The sequence below is a fragment of the Stenotrophomonas sp. YJH_SMC_65 genome (assembly GCF_059369475.1).
Map to the genome: position 1 here is coordinate 35,168 of NZ_JCAFSR010000009.1, position 18,699 is coordinate 53,866.

The window sequence follows — 18,699 nt, forward strand, 5'->3', positions numbered from 1 at the left end:
CCCTGCACCCAAGGTAGTGCCGGCCGCTGGCCGGCAACAGCAACAGCAACAGCAACAGAGTGCATTCCGTGGTTGGGCGGGACGGTGTCGGAGTGCGGGGACGCCGCAAGTACGTCCGTGTAGGCTTGGCAGCCGCATCCATGCGGCTGACACCCCGCACTCCGACACCGCCCCGCCTCTGACAGATTCCTGCGGCTGTTGGTAGGTGTCGACCTTGGTCGACACATCTATCAGATATCGATAATCAGACTGGAATCAGATCTACCATGTCGACCAAGGGCGACACCCACCAGAGCAGAAAGCCGTCCTGGCAGATCGCGGAGAACTGTCGAGGGCGGGGTGGGTCCGGTTGAGGGGGCGTGAGCCGCATGGATGCGGCGACCGAGCTTACATGGACGTACTTGCAGCGTCCCCCGCAACCGGATCCACCCCGCCAACCCACAGGAACCCCGCTTTTAATGCTGCTGTTGAGGTTGCCGGCCAGCGGCCGGCACTACCGCGTGTGCAGGGTGCAGCCCTGCAAAGAGAAACCCCACCCTACGCCAGCGTCGGTTGTGCAATCGTCCCCCGCGCACTACGATCCTGCGGTTCGCGCGCGCAGGCGCGCGCCCGTATTCCTGCTGAGCGCCCCGTGCGCCGCATCTGCCAACCCGAGGTATCCATGGTCATCAAACCGCGCGTCCGCGGCTTCATCTGCGTCACCACCCACCCGACCGGCTGCGAGGCCGCGGTCAAGCAGCAGATCGACTACATCCGCGCGCGCCCACCGATCCAGAACGGTCCCAAGCGGGTGCTGGTGATCGGTGCGTCGACCGGCTACGGCCTGGCCGCGCGCATCACCGCTGCCTTTGGCAGTGGCGCCGCCACCCTCGGCATCTTCTTCGAACGGCCGGGCAGCGAGACCAAGCCGGGCACGGCGGGCTGGTACAACTCGGCTGCGTTCCACAAGTACGCCGACGAAGCCGGCCTGTATGCCAAGAGCATCAACGGCGATGCCTTCTCCGATGAAGTGAAGGCGAAGACTATCGAAATGATCAAGGCCGATCTCGGCCAGGTCGACCAGGTCGTCTACAGCCTGGCGGCGCCGCGCCGCAAGCATCCGAAGACCGGCGAGATCATCAGCTCCTCGCTGAAGCCGATCGGCGAGCCGATCACCCTGCGTGGCCTGGATACCGACAAGGAAGTGCTGACCGAGACCCACCTGCAGCCGGCTACCCCGGAAGAGATCGCCGGTACCGTCGCGGTGATGGGCGGTGAAGACTGGCAGATGTGGATCGACGCGCTCGCCGATGCCGGCGTGCTGGCCAACGGCTGCACCACCACCGCCTTCACCTACGTGGGCGAAGAGATCACCCAGGCGATCTACTGGAATGGCTCGATCGGTGCGGCCAAGAAGGACCTGGACACCAAAGTGCTGGGCCTGCGCGAGAAGCTGGCCAAGATCGGTGGCGATGCACGCGTATCGGTGCTGAAGGCGGTGGTGACCCAGGCCAGCTCGGCCATTCCGACCATGCCGCTGTACCTGTCGCTGCTGTTCAAGGTGATGAAGGAAAAGGGCACCCACGAAGGCTGCATCGAACAGCTGGACGTGCTGTACGACATCCTCTACGGCGGCAAGGCCGAGGGCGTGGCGATCGATCGCCTGCGCCACGACCTGGTCGATGGCGATGGCCGCACCGTTGCGCTGATCGATGAGGAAGGCCGCCTGCGCGCCGATTACAAGGAAATGGCCGCAGATGTGCAGGGCAGGGTGGTCGCGCTGTGGCCGCAGGTGACCAACGAGAACCTGTACGAGATCAGCGATCTGGCCGGCTACAAGGCCGACTTCCTGCGCCTGTTCGGCTTCGGCGTGGAGGGCGTGGACTACGAGGCCGACGTCAATCCGGACGTGAAGATCGAAAATCTGGTCGACATGACCTGATCAACGAAAAGGCCGGCGAACGCCGGCCTTCTCGTTTGTGTAGAGCCGAGCCATGCTCGGCTGCTCTTCGCTTGAGTCCCGCAGCCGAGCGTAGCTCGGCTCTACAGAGAGGCGTCACCCGAACTCGAAGCCCATCTCCGGCAGCGCCGGGCCGACGAAGTCGCCCTGCACGTAATCCACGCCGGCACTGAACAGCAGCGTCATCGAGTTGGCATCGCTGACGAACTCGGCAATGGTGCGGATACCCGCTTCCTGTGCGCGCGCGGTGATCTGGCTGATGCGGTCGATGTTCTCGCGCGTGGCGGCCAGGTCGCTGGTGAAGCCCCGGTCCAGCTTGAGGAACTGCGGCTGGAAGTGGGCCAGCAGCTGGAATGAATCCAGCCCCGAACCGAACTGCTCCAGGCCGATGCGGCAGCCCAGCGGCGCCACTTCGGCTAGGAACTGCTGCGCACTGCGCAGGTGGGTGAAAACCTTCGCTTCCGGCGCATGCAGCCACAGCCGTTCGCCGGGCACGCCCTGTGCCTGCAGTTCGCGGCGCAGCGTGGCGATCATCTGCGGGTCCTCGAACGATTCCGGCGTCACCTTCACCAGCACCTGGGTGGCGCTGCCTTCGCGTGCCCGCTGGCCGAGCACCGCGATGGCCTGCGAGACCACCCAGCGGTTGATGTCGGCCAGCAGGCCGTGTTCCTCGGCGATGCCCAGGAACGCGGTCGGGCTCAGCAGCTCGCCATTGTTCTCCAGGCGCAGGTAGGCCTCGTACAGCTCCAGTGGCTCGCCCTGCAGGTTCAGCACCGGCTGGTAGTGCAGCTGGAAGCCGTCGCCGGCCAGCGCCTCGCGGATGCGCGCAACCCAGCGCTGTACGCGTTCTTCCTCGACACGGTCGGCGGCAGCCGGGTCGAAGATGCGGCAGGTGTTGCCCAGTTCGGCGGCGGCCTGGGTGCAGTCGCTGGCGCGCGCCAGCACCTGGCCGATGCTGGCGATCTTCTCGCCCACCTGCACGCCACCGATGCTGACCGTCACCGTGGCCGAGCGTGCGCCGATGCTGAAGACATGTGCGGCATAGGCTTCGCGGATGCGCTCGGCCAGCGCCACGGTCTGCGCGTAGGGCCCGGCCTGCAGCACGGCGAAATTGTGTTCGCCGAAGCGGGCCAGTTGCGCGTCCTCGCCGACCACCTCGGCCAGCAGGGCGGCGAGAGCGCCGATCAGGATGTCGGCCGACGCCAGGCCGATATCCGGCAGCAGGCGCGCGTAGTGGTCAGGCTCGATCAGCAGCAGGCCGAACTGACCCTCGCTGCGCCCGGCCTGGGCCACCGCGCTTTCCAGCTGCAGCATGAAGGTCGGGCGATTGAGCAGGCCGGTGACCTGGTCGCGCTGGCGCAGGTCCTCGACCTCGCGTGCCAGCTCGGGGTCGAACTCCATGCGGCGGCGGAGCACCACCTGCAGGCAGGACTCGCCCTCGTAGGTGGCCGCGGCAAATTCCATCGTCGCCGGGAAGGAACTGCCGTCCTCGTGGCGCGCGTCGAGCTGGTACTGCGGCGGCGGCGCCTCGCCACGGCTGAGGCCTTTGAGCAGCTGTTTGAAGCCCTCCACGTGCTGGGCGGCGACCATGTCCAGCAGCGAAATGCCTTCGATGTCCTCGAAATGATCGTAGCCGAACATCTCCAGGTAGGCGTCGTTGGCGCGGATGTGCATGCCTTCATGCACATAGGCGATGGGGTCGCGCGAGGAGGCGATCAGCGCGTCGCAGCGGCGCTCGGTCTCGCGCATCTGCGCCTCGATCCGGCGCAGGCCGCGACGCGCCTGCAGGTCGACCCACTGGTCGCGGACCACGGCGAGCAGATGCTCGGGGCGCTGGCGCAGGGCGAGGGCGCGGATGCCATGGCTGCTGGCCTGCACCAGTTCGTCCTCGTCGATGCGCTCGGCCAGCAGCACCAGCGGGATGTCCTTGCCGCTGGCGGCGATGTGCTGGGCCGCCAGCTGCAGCGGGATGCCCTGCGAAGGCGAGGCCAGCACCAGGTCGATGGCCTGGCTGGCCAGCACCTGGGCCAGCTCGGCCGCATCCTGCGGACGCCACGGGCGTACCGCGATGCCGCTGTTGCGCAGGGTGCTGACGATGGCTTCGGCATTCTCGCCGCTGTCATCGACGATCAGCAGGCGGATGGTGATGTCGTTCGCGTTCTGCATGCACTGCTCCCCAATCTGCGAATCTAGATACACGATGCGCGGCGAACCGTCCATGCGCGCACCCCTGGCGCGCGTCGAACGGCGAAGTGGTTCACACCACGCCGCCGGCTGCGTGGCCGCTGGCCCAGGCCCATTGGAAGTTGTAGCCGCCCAGCCAGCCGGTCACGTCCAGCACCTCGCCAACGAAGTGCAGGCCGGGCACGCGCTTGGATTCCATCGTCGAGGATGACACTTCGGCGGTGTCCACGCCGCCCAGGGTGACCTCGGCGGTGCGGTAGCCTTCGGTGCCGCTGGCCACCAGCGGGAATGCGCCCAGCAGCTGCGCGGCCTGGCGCAGCACCGGCTCGTCCAGCTGGCGCACGGGCCGGTCGGGCAGCCAGTGCTCGCACAGGCGTTGCGCCAGCCGCTTCGGCAGTACCTCGCCCAGCACCGTGCGCAGCTCGGCGGCCGGGCGGTCGCGCTTCATCTGGCGCAACCACTCGCCGGCATCCTGGCCCGGCAACAGGTCCAGCTCCAGCGCATCGCCGGGCTGCCAGAACGACGAAATCTGCAGGATGGCCGGGCCGCTTACGCCACGGTGGGTCAGCAGCATGAAGTTCTGGAAACTCTTTCCGTTGCAGCGCGCCTCGATCGGCAGTGCGACGCCGCTGAGGTCGGCCAGCCGCTCCTGGTGCTTGCCGCTGAGGGTCAACGGCACCAGCCCGGCGCGGGTCGGCAGTACCTGGTGGCCGAACTGGCGGGCCACCTCATAGCCAAAACCGCTGGCCCCCATGCTGGGAATCGACAGGCCACCGGTGGCAACCACCAGCGAGGCGCAATGGAACAGGCCCTGGGTGGTGTGCACGCGGAAACCATCGCTGCCGTGCTCGATGCGCTGCACGCTGCAGTCGGTACGGATCTGTACGCCGGCCGCCTGGCACTCGTCCACCAGCATCTTCACGATCTGCTTGGACGAGATATCGCAGAACAGCTGCCCCAGTTCCTTTTCGTGATAGGCGATGCCGTGCTTGTGCACCAGCTCGATGAAATGCCAGGGCGTGTAGCGGGCCAGCGCCGACTTGCAGAAGTGCGGGTTGGCCGACAGGAAGTTGGCCGGGGTGGTGCCGGTGTTGGTGAAGTTGCAGCGGCCACCGCCGGACATCAGGATCTTCTTGCCGACCTTGTTGGCATGGTCGATCACCTGCACCTGGCGGCCGCGCTGGCCGGCAGTGATCGCGGTCATCAGCCCGGCTGCGCCGGCACCGATGACCACCACATCGCAACGGATGGTGCTCATGCCTTGGCGCGCTTGCGCCAGTCCGGGATCACGTCGAGCTGGATCTGGTCGTTGAGCAGCTGCACTTCGCCGTCCTGGATCAGCACGCTCCAACGCATGGCACGCTGGATCTGCTGGCCCCAGCGCTCGACGAATTCGCCGTCCAGAGCGACCACCGAAAGATTGTCGAAGCGCGCCAGGCCCTTGCCCTGCTTGCTCCACCAGATCTCCGAGGCGTTGCCGCCGTAGTTGACCACCTGCACCTGGCGGCTGCGATTGCTGGCCTTGCGGATGCGCGATTCGTCCGGATGGCCCAGGTCGATCCACTGCAGGATGTCGCCGGTGTAGTCGTGTTCCCACAGATCGGGCTCGTCATCGGTACTCAGGCCGCGGCCGAACTCCAGGCGATCGCCGGCGTTCAGCGCGAAGGCGAGCAGGCGCACCATCAGGCGCTCGTCGGTCTCGGACGGATGCTGGGCCAAGGTCAGGTTGTGGGTCGCGTAGTAGCCGCGATCCATGTCGCTGATCTGCAGTTCGGCCTTGCGGATGGTGGCGGTAAGAGCCATGGGGGATCCGTGGACTAAAGAGGACAATGATAGAGGTTTGCTCCGGGGGTGTCCGTGGCCGGACTGTCTGCGCACCGTCAACGGTGGCACTCTTGCGCTCTTTCCCGTGGCCGGAGTGGACGCCATGACCTTGCCCAGCCGGCTGCAACTGCCGCCCGGCCCCTGGGCCACCCTGCTGGATGGCCTGTGTGCACGTTTTCCGCGCATCGCGCGCGCGCAATGGCAGGATCGCTTCGCGCGCGGCCGCGTGCTGGACGCACAGGGCAGGGCGCTCACTGCGGACATGCCCTGGCAGGTCGGGCTGGACATCCAGTACTTCCGCGAGGTGGCCGACGAACCGGTGATCCCCTTCACCGAAACCATCGTCCATCTGGATGCGCACCTGCTGGTGGCCGACAAGCCGCATTTCCTGCCGGTGACACCGGCGGGCGGGCATGTACGCGAGACGCTGCTGGCGCGGCTGGTCGCCCGCACCGGCAATGCCGATCTGGTGCCGCTGCACCGGCTGGATCGGCTGACGGCCGGGTTGGTGCTGTTCTCGACCCAGCGTGCGTCGCGCGATGCTTACCAGCGCCTGTTCCGTGAGCGGCGCATCGAAAAGACCTATGAGGCCTTGGCACCGGCGCTGCCGGGGCGGGAGTTTCCGCTGCAGCGGTACAGCCGCCTGGTGCCGGGCGAGCCGTTCTTCCGCATGGCCGAAGTGCCCGGCGAGGCCAATGCGCGCAGCCGGATCGAGCTGATCGAGGCCGAAGGGCCGATCTGGCGCTACCGGCTGCTGCCGGAAACCGGCCGCAAGCATCAGCTGCGCGTGCACATGGCCATGCTGGGGGCGCCGATCATGGGTGACGACCTGTACCCGCAGCTTCGCCAACGGGCACCGGACGTAGCCGAGGCGCCGCTGCAGCTGCTGGCGCGGGCCCTGGCTTTCGATGACCCGTTGAGTGGTGCACGACGGATGTTCAGCAGCGGCCGCAGCCTGAGCCTTCCGGCTTAGGGCGGCCAGGCGCTCAGCGGGCCGGGCGTCGCGCCAGCCAGCGGTCCAGCTCGGCAGCGAACAGCTGCCGGTCGCGGGGGCCCAGGGGCGGCGGTCCGCCGGTCTGGACCCCGGCGCCGCGCAGTTCCTCCATGAAATTGCGCATCGACAGTCGCTCGGCCATGTTGTTCGGTGTGTACAACTGGCCGCGCGGGTTCAGCGCGACGGCCTGCTTCTCCAGCACCAGCGCGGCCAGCGGGATGTCCTGGGTGACCACCAGGTCCCCCGCGGCGACCCGCTCGACGATGGCGCTGTCGGCCACGTCCAGCCCCTGCGGCACCTGGATCGAGCGCAGCCAGCGCGAGGGCGGGGTGCGGATCCACTGGTTGGCGACCAGGGTCAGTTCGATCCCGACCCGTTCAGCCGCACGGAACAGGATGTCGCGGATGACGGTGGGACAGGCGTCCGCATCCACCCAGATGCGGGGAGAGGCGTGTTCAGCGGGGGTTTCAGCTTCAGTCATTTACCCAGTGTAGGGTAGGAAAAACCTGAATGGGGACTCGGAGTTAGCCGCGAGAGGCTGCCAACCCTTGTCACGCCTAGCGGGTGACGTATTCCCATGAACGTCGGGGCTATCGCTTTTTGCAGAAAACACGCGTATCGTGCGACCCACTGTGTTTGCTAGGGTCACCGTGAATCGTGGCCTGGTGCAGTTGATCTCACGATCCGCTCATCGATCCGCTTTACCAACGCCTGCAACTCAGTCTCGGCCCCGATACCCGGTGGCTGCGATTTTTTTCAACATGTGTTTCAGGAGTTAGTAAAAATGTCTGAACGTCAGACCGGTACCGTCAAGTGGTTCAACGACGCCAAGGGCTTCGGCTTCATCACCCCGGAAAGCGGCCCGGACCTGTTCGTGCACTTCCGCGCGATCCAGGGCACCGGCTTCAAGACCCTGCAGGAAGGCCAGAAGGTTACCTTCATCGCCGTCCAGGGTCAGAAGGGCATGCAGGCTGACCAGGTGCAGGCGGTCTAATCCGTCTGCTACCGTTGGGTAGCCAGAACGCCGGAAGCGAAAGCTTCCGGCGTTTTTTATTGCCCGCCGTTTTTTTTGTAGAGTCGAGCCATGCTGGACTGCGCCCAAAGACAGTCGAGCATGGCTCGACTCTACAAAGGACATGCAGCCGGCGCGGTACGATGCGCGTCTCCCCAAGGGATCACCCCCATGCGCATCGTCCACCATCTGGAAAACTCCCGTTCGCTGCGCGTGCTGTGGATGCTGGAGGAGCTGGGGTTGGACTACGAACTGCGCCGCTATCCGCGCGATCCGAAGACGCTGCTGGCGCCGCCGGAACTGCGCAACGTGCATCCGCTCGGCAAGTCGCCGGTACTGCAGGATGGTGAGCTGGTACTGGCCGAGTCCGGCGCGATCCTCGACTACCTCGCTGACCGTTACGACACGCAACGCCAGCTGTCGCCGTCACCGATGCCGGCAGACGGGGCCGAACGCATCGCTTACCGCTACTGGCTGCACTACGCCGAAGGCTCGGCGATGCCACCGTTGCTGCTGACCCTGGTGATGGGCCGCATACGCAACGCGCCGATGCCGTTCTTCGCGCGCCCGATCGCACGCAGCATTGCCGACAAGGCCGAGCGCGGCTTCATCGGCCCGCAGCGGCGCCTGCACCTGGACTGGATGGAGCGCCGCCTGGCCGAAAGCCCGTGGTTTGCCGGCGAGCGTTTCAGTGCGGCCGACATCCAGATGAGCTTCCCGATCCAGGCCGCTGCCGCGCGCGGTGGTGGCCTGGACGACAAACCGGCACTGCGTGGCTTCCTCAAGCGTATCGGTGAACGCCCGGCCTACCAGCGTGCCGAGGCCCACGGCGGCCACCTGCAGGCGCTCGGCGGCAATTGAGGAGGGCGGCCGTCGCCCTCATCTCCAGCACCATGGATACCGACACTCCCCGTTTCGACAACCGCCTGCTGCACACCCTGCCGGGCGACCCCGAATCCGGCCCGCGCAGGCGCGAAGTGCTGGGCGCCGCCTGGTCGCCCGTGATGCCGACCCCGGTGACGGCGCCCACGCTGTTGGCCTGGGCGCCGGACGTTGCCGAAATGCTTGGCTTCGATACCGCTGAAGTCGAAAGCGAAGGTTTCGCGCAGGTATTCGGCGGCAATGCGCTGTACGCCGGCATGCAACCGTGGGCAGCCAACTACGGTGGCCATCAGTTTGGCCACTGGGCCGGCCAGCTCGGCGACGGGCGTGCGATTTCGCTGGGTGAGCTGGTTGCGCCGGATGGCCAGCACTGGGAGCTGCAGTTGAAGGGGGCCGGGCCAACGCCGTACTCGCGCGGGGCCGATGGACGGGCAGTGCTGCGCTCATCGATCCGCGAATTCCTGTGCAGCGAGGCGATGCATCACCTTGGCGTGCCGACTACGCGCGCGTTGTCACTGGTCGGCACCGGTGAGGACGTGGTGCGCGACATGTTCTATGACGGCCATCCGCGTGCCGAGCCAGGCGCCATCGTATGCCGGGTCTCGCCGTCGTTCCTGCGCTTCGGTTCGTTCGAACTGCCGGCCTCGCGCGGTGAAACCGCCCTGCTGCAGCAGCTGGTGGATGCCTGCATCGCCCGCGACTTCCCCGAACTGCAAGGGCAGGGCGAGGCGCTGTACGGCGACTGGTTCGCGCAGATCGCGGTGCACACGGCCGAGATGATCGCGCACTGGATGCGTGTCGGCTTCGTGCACGGCGTGATGAACACCGACAACCTGTCCGTGCTCGGTGTGACGCTGGATTACGGCCCCTATGGCTGGGTCGAGGACTTCGATCCGGACTGGACGCCGAACACCACCGACGCCCAGGGGCGCCGCTACCGCTTCGGCACCCAGCCGCAGGTGGCGTACTGGAACCTGAGCCGATTGGCGCAGGCGCTGTCGCCGCTGTTCGCCGATGTCGAACCGCTGCAGGCAGGCCTGGCGGCTTACCAGTCCACGTTCGTGGCCTGCACGCGTCGCGATGCTGCAGCGAAGCTGGGGCTGGCTGCTGCCGACGATGATGACCTGCAGCTCTACCAGCGCTGGCAACAGCTGATGCAGGAGGGCGCAATGGACATGACCCTGGCTTGGCGCGCACTGATGCGCATCGACCCGGCGGCAGCAGATGCGACGGTTCTGGACGCGGTGTACTACGACGAGGCGCGGCGACAGGCAGTGCAGGCACCGCTGCGGCACTGGCTGCAGGACTACGCAGCGCGCCTGCGCCGCGATCCGCTGGCGGCCAGCGAACGCCAGGCGAAGATGGCAGCGGCCAACCCGCTGTACGTGCTGCGCAACTGGCTGGCCCAGGAAGCGATCGACCGCGCAGAGCAGGGGGATCTCGGCGGCGTCCATGCACTGCAGGACGTGCTGCGCGACCCGTACACCGAGCGTGCCGGCCTGGAACACTTCGCTGGCAAGCGCCCGGCGTGGGCCGACAATCGCGCCGGTTGCTCGATGCTGTCCTGCAGTTCCTGAGGGTGGGTTTCGGCAGGGCTGCGCCCTGCAGCTGCGGAGGCCAGATCAACAGCCAGAGCAAAAGCGGATTCCGTGGTTTGGCGGGGCGGTGTCGGAGTGCGGGGACGCTGCAAGGTGCGGGGACGCTGCAAGTACGTCCCTGTAAGCTTGGCAGCCGCATCCATGCGGCTGACACCCCGCACTCCGACACCGCCCCACCTCCGACAGATTCCCGCGGCTGTGGGTAGGTGTCGACCTTGGTCGACACATCTGTCAGATATCGAATGAAATTCCGGGGTCAGATCCGTTTTCCTTCGTAAAACGGATCTGACCCCATGAGCAATTCCGACAGATCGCAGGAAACTGTCGAAGGCGGGGTGGGTCCGGTTGCGGGGGCGTGAGCGCCATGGATGGCGCGACCGAGCCTACGCGGACGCATCTACGGCGTCCCCCGCAACCGGGCCCGCCCCGCCGTCCCCCGGGATGCAGGCAGTTGCAGTTGCAGTTGCAGTTGCTGTTGAGGTTGCCGGCCAGCGGCCGGCACTACGGCAGGTGCCGGGCGCAGCCCGGCCGGACACCACCAGCAGGCAGGCGGCGCCCGGAACAGGTACCCTATGCCGCCATCAGATAGCCAATGTGACATGACCGACGCCATCGTCGCTCCGCAGTGGGCCTCCCGCCTGCGCGACATCGCCGACTTCCCCAAGCCCGGCATCCTGTTCAAGGACATCATGCCGCTGCTCGCCCATGGCGAGGATTTCCGCGGCGCGATCACCGCGATGGCCGACCGTTGGCGCGACCAGAAGCTGGACGCAGTGGTCGGCATCGAATCGCGTGGGTTCATCCTCGGTGCCGCGATGGCGCTGGAGCTGGGCGTCGGCTTCGTGCCGGTGCGCAAGCCGGGCAAGCTGCCGGGCCAGGTCCTGCGCGAGGAATACACGCTGGAATACCGCAGCGACTGCATCGAAGTGCATGCCGATGCGCTGCCGGCCGGCGCCCGCGTGGTGATCATCGACGACGTGCTGGCCACCGGCGGCACGCTGGTCGCTGCGCTGTCGCTGGTGCGCCGCCTGGGCGTTGAAGTGGTCGGCGCCGGTGTACTGGTCGAACTGGACGGCCTCGGAGGTCGCGCCCGCTGGGAATCGGACCTGCCGCTGCACACCGAACTGGTGTTCTGACCGAAGGGTGGGTGCCAACCAGGGTTGGCACCTGCCAGCGCGAATGGCCGGGAGCCGGTCGTTGCCAACCTTGGTTGGCAGCACTTTTCGTGACGGGTGCCATGGACGGGCCAACCAAGGTTGGCCGCTACCAGGCCAGATCGTTACCAACCGTGGTTGGCAACGCTGCTTCAATCACATCATCCGCACGCGGAAACGACGGCCCTTGATCTTGCCGGCTTCCAGCTTGGCCACGGCCTTGTTGGCCTGCTCACGCGCGATCGCCACATAGGAGCGGGTCGGGAAGATCGCGATCTTGCCGATGAACTTGCTCGACAGGCCGGCATCACCGGTCAGCGCACCGAGGATGTCGCCCGGGCGCAGCTTGTCGGTCTTGCCACCGTCGATGCGCAGCGTGCGCATCGCGGCCTGCGGCAGTTCGGCCGGGCGCGAGGTTGCCAGCGGCGTCTTCTGCCAGTCCAGCGGCTGCCCCATCTGCGCTTCGATGGCGTCGGCGCGGGTCTTCTCGCGGCCGGCCACCAGGCTGATCGCCAGGCCGCTGGCACCGGCGCGCCCGGTACGGCCCACGCGGTGCTGGTAGCTCTCCACGTCGGTCGGCAGTTCGTAGTTGATCACCGCCGCCAGCTCTTCCACGTCCAGGCCGCGCGCGGCGACGTCGCTGGCGACCAGCACGTTGCAGCTGCGGTTGGCCAGCAGCAACAGCACTTCCTCGCGGTCGCGCTGCTCCATGTCGCCATGCAGGGCCAGTGCGGAGAAGCCGAACTGCTGCAGCGAGTTGGCCACTTCGTCCACGTCCTTGCGGGTGTTGCAGAACACGACCGCCGATTCCGGCGTGTACTTCAGCAGCAGGCCGGCCAGCGCCTTCTGGCGATGCGCCGGTTCCACCTCGCAGAACAGGTGGCGGATGGCCGGTGCCTGGTCGGCGCCTTCCACGGTCACTTCCACCGCGTCGCGCAGCAGGTCACGCGCCATGGCGCGGATGCTGTCGGGGAAGGTGGCGGAGAACAGCAGGCTCTGGCGGTCCCTATGGGTGCGGCCGGCGATCTCGCGGATCGGCTCCTCGAAGCCCATGTCGAGCATGCGGTCGGCCTCGTCCAGCACCAGCGTGCGCACCGCGCCCAGGTTCAGCGCGCGCTTGCGTGCCAGCTCCTGCACGCGGCCGGGCGTGCCGACCACCACATGCGGATCGTGGCCTTCAAGCGAGGCCAGCTGCGGGCCCAGCGGCACGCCGCCCACCAGCAGCAACAGCTTCAGGTTGGGGATGCCGGTGGCCAGCTTGCGGATCTGCTTGCCGACCTGGTCGGCCAGTTCGCGGGTCGGGCACAGCACCAGCGCCTGCACGCGGATCAGGCTGGGGTCGATGGCCTGCAGCAGGCCCAGGCCGAAGGCGGCGGTCTTGCCGCTGCCGGTGGGTGCCTGTGCGATCACATCACGGCCATCGAGGATGGCCGGCAGGCTCTGCGCCTGCACGGGGGTGAGGGTGGTATAGCCGAGGGCATCCAGGCCGGGCTGCAGGGCCGGGCTCAGCGGCAGGGTCGAGAAGTCAGTCATGGCGCATTGTACCTGCCTGCGCGGCCGGTCCCGCCTGATCGGATGGGGTCGAATCCCTTTCCGCAGGAAAGGGCTCCGACCCCATCGGAGTCGTCATCCACGCAGGGCGTGAATACACCCGGGGGGCATCCACGCATGGCGTGGATCTACGGGTGGATGCCGACCTGGGTCGGCACGCTCCTGCTCAGCCAAGCACCGCCAGTACACCCTGATGGATCGCCAGGCCACCGAACAGCAGCCAGGCGAACAGGATCAGCGCCAGCAGCAGCGGCTTCAGCCCGGCCTGGCGCAGCGCCGAGACGTGGGTGGTCAGGCCCAGCGCGGCCATCGCCATCGCCAGCAGCACGGTATCCAGCTGCACCAGCCCCGCCTGCAGGCCCGCCGGCAGCAGATGCAGCGAGTTGAACCCGGCCACCGCCACGAAACCAAAAGCGAACCACGGCACCACGATGCGCGCCTTGCTGCCGTCGGCGCTGGCCTTGCCGCCACGCGCCAGCCACAGCGACAGCGCGACCAGGAACGGCGCCAGCAGCATCACCCGCACCATCTTGGTGATCACCGCCGTGTCGGCCGCTGCTTCGTTGACCGCGCGGCCTGCCGCCACCACCTGTGCCACTTCATGCACCGTCGCACCGGTGAACAGGCCGTACTGCCGCGCGTCCATTGCCAGCCAGCCGTGCGATTGCACCAGTGCATACAACGCCGGGTAAAGGAACATCGCCAGCGTGCCGAACACCACCACCGTAGAGACCGCGACGGTGACCTGCGCAGCGCGGCCGCGCACCACCGGCTCGGCGGCCATCACCGCCGCCGCGCCGCAGATCGCGCTGCCGGCGCCGATCAGCATCGCCGCTTCGCGCTCCATCTTGAACACGCGCATGCCCAGCCAGCAGGCCAGCCCGAAGGTGCTGGCGACCACCAGCACGTCCATCAGCACGCCGGCCACGCCGACGTGGCCGATGTCCTGGAAGGTCAGGCGCAGGCCGTACAGCACGATGCCGGCGCGCAACAGCCAGTGCTTGGAGAAGCCGACACCGGCCGCGCTGCTCGGCGCCAGCCGCGGGTAAAGGGTGTTGCCGACGACGATGCCGGCGACGATGGCCACGGTCAGCGCGCTCAGGCCATGCGCCTGGAGCCAGGGAAGCTCGGCCAGGTACAGCGACGCCGCCGCGATCAGGCCCACCAGCAGCAGGCCGGGCAGGCGAGGCTGCCAGCGTTGGCGCAGGGCGGGCAGGGACCAGGAGGAGAGAGCGGTGGCGTTCATGGCGCGACAGGACTGGAGTGATGGGCCAAGCGTGCGCCTGTGTCACTGACCTGTAAAACGAATAATATGGGTGAAACCTACCTATAAATCGGGTAAATTCCATGCGCCTGACCTTGCGCCAGCTGCAGGTCTTCGTCGCCATCGCCGACCATGGCACCACCACTGCCGCCGGCCAGGCCGTCGCGCTCTCGCAGTCGGCCAGCAGCGCCGCCCTGCAGGAGCTGGAGGCGCACTTCGGCACCCCGCTGTTCGACCGCATCGGCCGCCGCCTGGCGCTGAACGGGCACGGCCGCGCGCTGCTGGAGCCGGCGCGCACCTTGCTGGTCAACGCCGCCGATCTGGAGCGGCAGCTGGCCGCCGGCGGCGACCCGTCGCAGGGCGCACCGCTACGGCTGGTGCTGGCCGCCAGTACCACCATCGGCAACTACCTGCTGCCGCCACGCATCGCCGAACTGCTGCGGCAGGCGCCGCAGGCCGAGGTCGATCTGCGCATCGACAACAGTGCCGGCGTGGTCGCCGCGGTACAGCGCCTGGACGTCGACGCCGGCCTGATCGAAGGCCCGTGCCATGAGCGTGGCCTGCAGGTGACCGCCTGGCAGCAGGACCCACTGGTGATCGTGGCTGCCGCCGATGCCCGCGCACGCTGGTCGCTGGATGAGCTGCGCCGCGCACGCTGGCTGCTGCGTGAGCCCGGCTCCGGCACCCGCGAAGCCGTGGAACAGGCCCTGCTGCCGCACCTGCGTGGCTTCGCGCAGACCCTGCAGCTGGGCAATACCGAAGCGATCAAGCAGGCCGCCATCGCCGGCCTCGGCCTGGCCTGCCTGTCGCGCCACGCGCTGGAAGAGCCGCTGGCCCTGGGCCGCCTGCGCGTGCTCGAGACTCCTCTGCCGGCCCTGCAGCGCACCCTGTGGCTGGTGCGCCACCCCGGCAAGCAATGGCTGCCGGGGTTGCAGGCATTGCTGGGGGAGGTGGGGTAGCCATCAGATTTCCAGTCGACTCCATCCATCGACCCTTCTTGTAGCGCTCATCCACGCATGGCGTGGATCTACCGAGTCGACCAAGGTCGACACCCACCAGAGCAGAATGTAGTTCCGACAGATTGCAGGAATCTGTCGAAGGCGGGATGGGTCCGGTTGCGGGGGTGTCCGCGGCATGGATGCCGCGGCCAAGCCCCCAGGGACGGGTTTACGGCGTCCCCCGCGACCGGACCCATCCCGCCATCCCACAGGAAACCAGCTTTTGACGTTGCCGTTGAGGTTGCCGGCCAGCGGCCGGCACTACCGCGGGTGCCGGGTGCAACCCGGCCGACGCCCCCAACCCGTACAATATCCGGATGCCTCTGATTACTCTGCAGAACGTCGACTTCAGCGTCGGCGGCCCGTTGTTGCTGGAAAAGGCCGAACTGTCGATCGAGCCGGGCGAACGCATCGCCCTGATCGGCCGCAACGGCGCCGGCAAATCCACCCTGCTCAAGCTGCTGTCGGGCGACCACAAGCCCGATGACGGCGAAGTCCGCGTGCAGCAGGGCGTGCGCGTCACCCGCCTGGAGCAGGAAGTGCCACACGGCGCAGCCGGCTCGGTGTTCGACGTCGTTGCCGATGGCCTCGGTGAACTGGGCCAGTGGCTGGCCGAGTTCCACCATCTCAGCCATGCCGAGGTCTTCGATGGTGAAGCCCTCGGCAATGTGCAGGCCAAGATCGATGCCGCCAACGGCTGGGGCCTGGACCAGCGTGTCAGCGAAACGCTGACCAAGCTCGACCTGGACGGCGATGCCGAATTCGGCCGCCTGTCCGGCGGCATGAAGCGCCGCGTGCTGCTGGCCCGTGCACTGGTATCGAGCCCGGACGTGCTGCTGCTGGACGAACCGACCAACCACCTGGACATCGAAGCCATCGACTGGCTCGAAGCGTTCCTGAAGGGCTGGAGCGGCAGCGTGGTGTTCGTCACCCATGACCGCCGCTTCCTGCGTGCGCTGGCCACCCGCATCGTCGAGATCGACCGCGGCCAGGTGACCAGCTGGCCGGGCGACTGGGCCAACTACGAGCGCCGCCGCGAGGAACGCCTCAACGCGCAGGCGCAGGAAAATGCCCGCTTCGACAAGCTGCTGGCGCAGGAAGAAGTCTGGATCCGCCAAGGCATCAAGGCGCGCCGTACCCGCGACGAAGGCCGCGTGCGCCGCCTCAAGGCGATGCGCACCGAACGCTCGCAGCGCCGCGACCTCAGCGGTAACGTCAAGATGGAAGCTGCGCAGGGCGTCAGCTCCGGCAAGAAGGTCATCGACGTCAAGGACATTTCGTTCGCCTTCGGCGAGCGCACCATGGTCCGCGATTTCACCACCACCATCCTGCGTGGCGACCGCATCGGCCTGATCGGCCCCAACGGCAGCGGCAAGACCACGCTGCTGAAGCTGCTGCTGGGCGAACTGCAGCCGGCCAAGGGAGAGGTCAATGCGGGCACCAACCTGCAGATCGCCTATTTCGACCAGTACCGCGCGGTGCTGCGCGAAGACTGGAGCGCGATCGAGAACGTGGCCGAAGGCCGCGATTTCCTCGAGTTCAACGGCAAGCGCAAGCACGTGCATGCCTACCTGCAGGACTTCATGTTCACCCCCGAGCGCGCGCGTGCGCCGATCACCCGCCTGTCCGGTGGCGAGCGCAACCGCCTGCTGCTGGCCAAGCTTTTCGCGCAGCCGTCCAACCTGCTGGTGATGGACGAACCGACCAACGACCTCGACGTGGAAACCCTGGAGCTGCTGGAAGAGCTGCTGGGCGAGTACACCGGTACGCTGCTGCTGGTCAGCCACGACCGTGACTTCATCGACAACGTGGTGACCTCCACGCTGGTGATGGAAGGCGACGGCGTGATCGGCGAGTACGTCGGTGGCTACAGCGACTGGCAGCGCTATGCGGCCAGCGTGGCTGCGCCTGCCGCGGCCCCGGCTGCCAAGCCGGCGACTGCTGCACCGGCCGCTGCTGCGGCCGCGACTCCCGCAGCCCCCAAGCGCAAGCTGGCGTACAAGGAAGCGCGCGAGCTGGAGCAGCTGCCAAAGACCATCGAGAAGCTGGAAGGCGATGTCGAAGGGCTGACCTCGGCGATGAACGACCCATCGTTCTACACCCGCAGCAGTGCTGAAGTGACGGCGCACACCCAGCAGCTGGCCAAGGTGCAGGCCGAACTGGATGCCGCTTACGCGCGCTGGGAAGAGCTGGAAGGCTGAGCGTTGACCGGCGCCAGCGATCGCGCCGATTGATGTAGAGCCGAGCCCACGCTCGGCTCAGCAGATCCACGCCATGCGTGGATATCCGGAATCTGTGCGGACCAACGGTCCGCACCTACCAACCGACGGTCCGCACCGACCGGGGGGCCGGCCGTCATTTGACCCCGTGCAGATCCCGCAGCTGGCTCGGCCGGCTGCCGAAGTACGCCGCCAGATCGGCGATGTCCTGATCACTCAGGTCCTTCGCCTGCGGCGTCATCAGCGCATGCTGGCGGTCACCGGCGCGGTAGGCCTGCAGCGCGTGCGCCAGGTAGTCACCGTACTGCCCACCCAGTTTCGGATAGGTCGGATCGATCGGCGCATTGCCGTCGGCCCCATGGCAGTCGATGCAGCTCTGGTTGGTGGCCTTGCCCTTCACCTTGGCGCGGGCTTCACCGGCGGCCTCGCGGCCAGCGGGCAGGCCGGCGGAGGACGATGAACCGTGCTCGCCGCTGGCATGGCCCGGGTCGGCGGCCGATTTTTCGCTGTTTTCCACCTGCGACTGTGAGCAGGCGGCCAGCAGCAGGGCAACGGACAGGGCGATGGCGTGACGCATCGGATGCGCGGCTTTCGACATGGGCGGGCCTTACTTGACGGTGGACAGGTAAACAGAGAGATCGGCGATCTCCTGTTCGCTGAAACTCATCGACTGCGCCTGCATCGTCGGATGCCGGCGCTTGCCCTGGCGGTACTCGGTCAGGGCCTGGGCCAGATACTGCTGGGTCTGGCCGCCGATCTTCGGCACCCGGTAACTGGGGTAGGCGTTCTTGTAGCCGGTGATCCCGTGGCAGCCTTGGCAGGTGTAGGCCAGGACGCGGCCATTGTCGAAGTTGCCGGTGGGTGCGGCAGGCGCTGGCGCAACGGCGGGAGCCGGGGCCGGGGCGGGTGTGGCAGGAGCAGGAGCGGGCTGTGCGGCGGCCCCAAGGGGCAGGAGGACGGCCAGAGCGAGACAAGCGGCGAGCGGCTGCGGGCGCATGGTGTCGTTTCCGGGGATTCGGGTCTGGTCGTTCCGGCGTGGGGTACGGAACGACCCGAGTATAGCCTCAGGTTTCATCTAGC

The 18,699-nt window shown here is 67.3% G+C and carries 16 protein-coding genes; 8 read left to right on the plus strand and 8 right to left on the minus strand.

Translation table 11 applies throughout. The features are described from left to right. The first annotated feature begins 661 nt into the window (after positions 1 to 661). The gene (gene fabV, locus AC5P7A_RS16570) at positions 662 to 1,921 is read left to right on the plus strand and encodes an enoyl-ACP reductase FabV (RefSeq protein ID WP_227864451.1); all 1,260 of its coding nucleotides are present in this window, start codon (positions 662 to 664) and stop codon (positions 1,919 to 1,921) included. A 114-nt stretch (positions 1,922 to 2,035) separates the two neighbouring features. Here fabV and AC5P7A_RS16575 read toward each other — a convergent pair whose 3' ends face one another. From AC5P7A_RS16575 to AC5P7A_RS16585, 3 genes are all read right to left on the minus strand, one after another. Further along, entirely contained in the window at positions 2,036 to 4,105 is a 2,070-nt protein-coding gene (locus AC5P7A_RS16575; protein ID WP_262224645.1) for an EAL domain-containing protein, read from the minus strand. Between the two features lie 91 nt (positions 4,106 to 4,196). Next, positions 4,197 to 5,381, minus strand: a complete 1,185-nt coding sequence (locus tag AC5P7A_RS16580) for a BaiN/RdsA family NAD(P)/FAD-dependent oxidoreductase (RefSeq protein WP_046430176.1) — start codon at positions 5,379 to 5,381, stop codon at positions 4,197 to 4,199. Next, on the minus strand, positions 5,378 to 5,926 hold the full coding sequence (locus AC5P7A_RS16585) for a YaeQ family protein (protein ID WP_014646832.1): 549 nt from the start codon (positions 5,924 to 5,926) through the stop codon (positions 5,378 to 5,380). The genes AC5P7A_RS16580 and AC5P7A_RS16585 overlap by 4 nt, the downstream gene beginning before the upstream one ends. Positions 5,927 to 6,050: 124 nt before the next feature. Here AC5P7A_RS16585 and AC5P7A_RS16590 point away from each other — a divergent pair, with 124 nt between their 5' ends. After that, positions 6,051 to 6,920 carry a pseudouridine synthase gene (locus tag AC5P7A_RS16590; protein ID WP_401730492.1) on the plus strand — a complete coding sequence of 290 codons (870 nt, stop codon included), beginning with the start codon at positions 6,051 to 6,053 and terminating at the stop codon, positions 6,918 to 6,920. 13 nt (positions 6,921 to 6,933) lie between these two features. On the opposite strand, the gene AC5P7A_RS16595 is transcribed toward AC5P7A_RS16590, so the two are convergent. Continuing rightward, complete coding sequence (locus tag AC5P7A_RS16595) at positions 6,934 to 7,422, minus strand: YaiI/YqxD family protein (protein ID WP_014646834.1); 489 nt, start codon at positions 7,420 to 7,422, stop codon at positions 6,934 to 6,936. A gap of 303 nt (positions 7,423 to 7,725) precedes the next feature. Between AC5P7A_RS16595 and AC5P7A_RS16600 the strand changes: the two genes are divergently transcribed. The 4 genes from AC5P7A_RS16600 to AC5P7A_RS16615 all read left to right on the plus strand — a co-directional run bounded on the left by AC5P7A_RS16600 (position 7,726) and on the right by AC5P7A_RS16615 (position 11,569). Continuing rightward, on the plus strand, positions 7,726 to 7,935 hold the full coding sequence (locus AC5P7A_RS16600) for a cold-shock protein (RefSeq protein WP_005416210.1): 210 nt from the start codon (positions 7,726 to 7,728) through the stop codon (positions 7,933 to 7,935). 189 nt (positions 7,936 to 8,124) lie between these two features. Next, positions 8,125 to 8,814, plus strand: coding sequence for a glutathione S-transferase family protein (locus AC5P7A_RS16605; protein ID WP_014646835.1), 690 nt, complete (start codon positions 8,125 to 8,127; stop codon positions 8,812 to 8,814). A 32-nt stretch (positions 8,815 to 8,846) separates the two neighbouring features. Further along, a complete protein-coding gene (locus AC5P7A_RS16610; protein WP_495220350.1) occupies positions 8,847 to 10,412 on the plus strand; it encodes a protein adenylyltransferase SelO in 1,566 nt (521 codons plus the stop codon). 620 nt (positions 10,413 to 11,032) lie between these two features. Beyond that, the gene (locus tag AC5P7A_RS16615; protein WP_049405272.1) at positions 11,033 to 11,569 is read left to right on the plus strand and encodes an adenine phosphoribosyltransferase; all 537 of its coding nucleotides are present in this window, start codon (positions 11,033 to 11,035) and stop codon (positions 11,567 to 11,569) included. A 174-nt stretch (positions 11,570 to 11,743) separates the two neighbouring features. On the opposite strand, the gene dbpA is transcribed toward AC5P7A_RS16615, so the two are convergent. Together dbpA and AC5P7A_RS16625 are read right to left on the minus strand one after the other, a co-directional pair. Beyond that, entirely contained in the window at positions 11,744 to 13,120 is a 1,377-nt protein-coding gene (gene dbpA / locus AC5P7A_RS16620) for an ATP-dependent RNA helicase DbpA (protein ID WP_014646838.1), read from the minus strand. A gap of 184 nt (positions 13,121 to 13,304) precedes the next feature. Then, on the minus strand, positions 13,305 to 14,384 hold the full coding sequence (locus AC5P7A_RS16625; RefSeq protein WP_046430181.1) for a YeiH family protein: 1,080 nt from the start codon (positions 14,382 to 14,384) through the stop codon (positions 13,305 to 13,307). A 101-nt stretch (positions 14,385 to 14,485) separates the two neighbouring features. On the opposite strand from AC5P7A_RS16625, the gene AC5P7A_RS16630 reads away from it, so the two are divergent. Further along, positions 14,486 to 15,361 carry a LysR substrate-binding domain-containing protein gene (locus tag AC5P7A_RS16630; RefSeq protein WP_014646840.1) on the plus strand — a complete coding sequence of 292 codons (876 nt, stop codon included), beginning with the start codon at positions 14,486 to 14,488 and terminating at the stop codon, positions 15,359 to 15,361. Positions 15,362 to 15,717: 356 nt separating this feature from the next. Next, positions 15,718 to 17,601: an ATP-binding cassette domain-containing protein gene (locus AC5P7A_RS16635; RefSeq protein WP_014646841.1), complete on the plus strand. Its 1,884-nt coding sequence runs from the start codon at positions 15,718 to 15,720 to the stop codon at positions 17,599 to 17,601. Positions 17,602 to 17,755: 154 nt separating this feature from the next. Here AC5P7A_RS16635 and AC5P7A_RS16640 read toward each other — a convergent pair whose 3' ends face one another. Beyond that, positions 17,756 to 18,217, minus strand: a complete 462-nt coding sequence (locus AC5P7A_RS16640) for a c-type cytochrome (RefSeq protein WP_005416218.1) — start codon at positions 18,215 to 18,217, stop codon at positions 17,756 to 17,758. Positions 18,218 to 18,226: 9 nt separating this feature from the next. Next, positions 18,227 to 18,616, minus strand: coding sequence for a c-type cytochrome (locus AC5P7A_RS16645; RefSeq protein ID WP_014646842.1), 390 nt, complete (start codon positions 18,614 to 18,616; stop codon positions 18,227 to 18,229). Positions 18,617 to 18,699: the final 83 nt, after the last annotated feature.

What these genes read in the sequence shown, in the direction of transcription:
- AC5P7A_RS16640 (WP_005416218.1), bottom strand. Translation starts at nt 18,217, where the DNA reads ATGTCGAAAGCCGCGCATCCGATGCGTCACGCCATCGCCCTGTCCGTT.
- AC5P7A_RS16645 (WP_014646842.1), bottom strand. Translation starts at nt 18,616, where the DNA reads ATGCGCCCGCAGCCGCTCGCCGCTTGTCTCGCTCTGGCCGTCCTCCTG.
- AC5P7A_RS16630 (WP_014646840.1), top strand. Translation starts at nt 14,486, where the DNA reads ATGCGCCTGACCTTGCGCCAGCTGCAGGTCTTCGTCGCCATCGCCGAC.
- AC5P7A_RS16590 (WP_401730492.1), top strand. Translation starts at nt 6,051, where the DNA reads ATGACCTTGCCCAGCCGGCTGCAACTGCCGCCCGGCCCCTGGGCCACC.
- AC5P7A_RS16635 (WP_014646841.1), top strand. Translation starts at nt 15,718, where the DNA reads ATGCCTCTGATTACTCTGCAGAACGTCGACTTCAGCGTCGGCGGCCCG.
- AC5P7A_RS16605 (WP_014646835.1), top strand. Translation starts at nt 8,125, where the DNA reads ATGCGCATCGTCCACCATCTGGAAAACTCCCGTTCGCTGCGCGTGCTG.
- AC5P7A_RS16625 (WP_046430181.1), bottom strand. Translation starts at nt 14,384, where the DNA reads ATGAACGCCACCGCTCTCTCCTCCTGGTCCCTGCCCGCCCTGCGCCAA.
- AC5P7A_RS16615 (WP_049405272.1), top strand. Translation starts at nt 11,033, where the DNA reads ATGACCGACGCCATCGTCGCTCCGCAGTGGGCCTCCCGCCTGCGCGAC.
- AC5P7A_RS16585 (WP_014646832.1), bottom strand. Translation starts at nt 5,926, where the DNA reads ATGGCTCTTACCGCCACCATCCGCAAGGCCGAACTGCAGATCAGCGAC.
- dbpA (WP_014646838.1), bottom strand. Translation starts at nt 13,120, where the DNA reads ATGACTGACTTCTCGACCCTGCCGCTGAGCCCGGCCCTGCAGCCCGGC.
- AC5P7A_RS16610 (WP_495220350.1), top strand. Translation starts at nt 8,847, where the DNA reads ATGGATACCGACACTCCCCGTTTCGACAACCGCCTGCTGCACACCCTG.
- AC5P7A_RS16575 (WP_262224645.1), bottom strand. Translation starts at nt 4,105, where the DNA reads ATGCAGAACGCGAACGACATCACCATCCGCCTGCTGATCGTCGATGAC.
- AC5P7A_RS16600 (WP_005416210.1), top strand. Translation starts at nt 7,726, where the DNA reads ATGTCTGAACGTCAGACCGGTACCGTCAAGTGGTTCAACGACGCCAAG.
- fabV (WP_227864451.1), top strand. Translation starts at nt 662, where the DNA reads ATGGTCATCAAACCGCGCGTCCGCGGCTTCATCTGCGTCACCACCCAC.
- AC5P7A_RS16580 (WP_046430176.1), bottom strand. Translation starts at nt 5,381, where the DNA reads ATGAGCACCATCCGTTGCGATGTGGTGGTCATCGGTGCCGGCGCAGCC.
- AC5P7A_RS16595 (WP_014646834.1), bottom strand. Translation starts at nt 7,422, where the DNA reads ATGACTGAAGCTGAAACCCCCGCTGAACACGCCTCTCCCCGCATCTGG.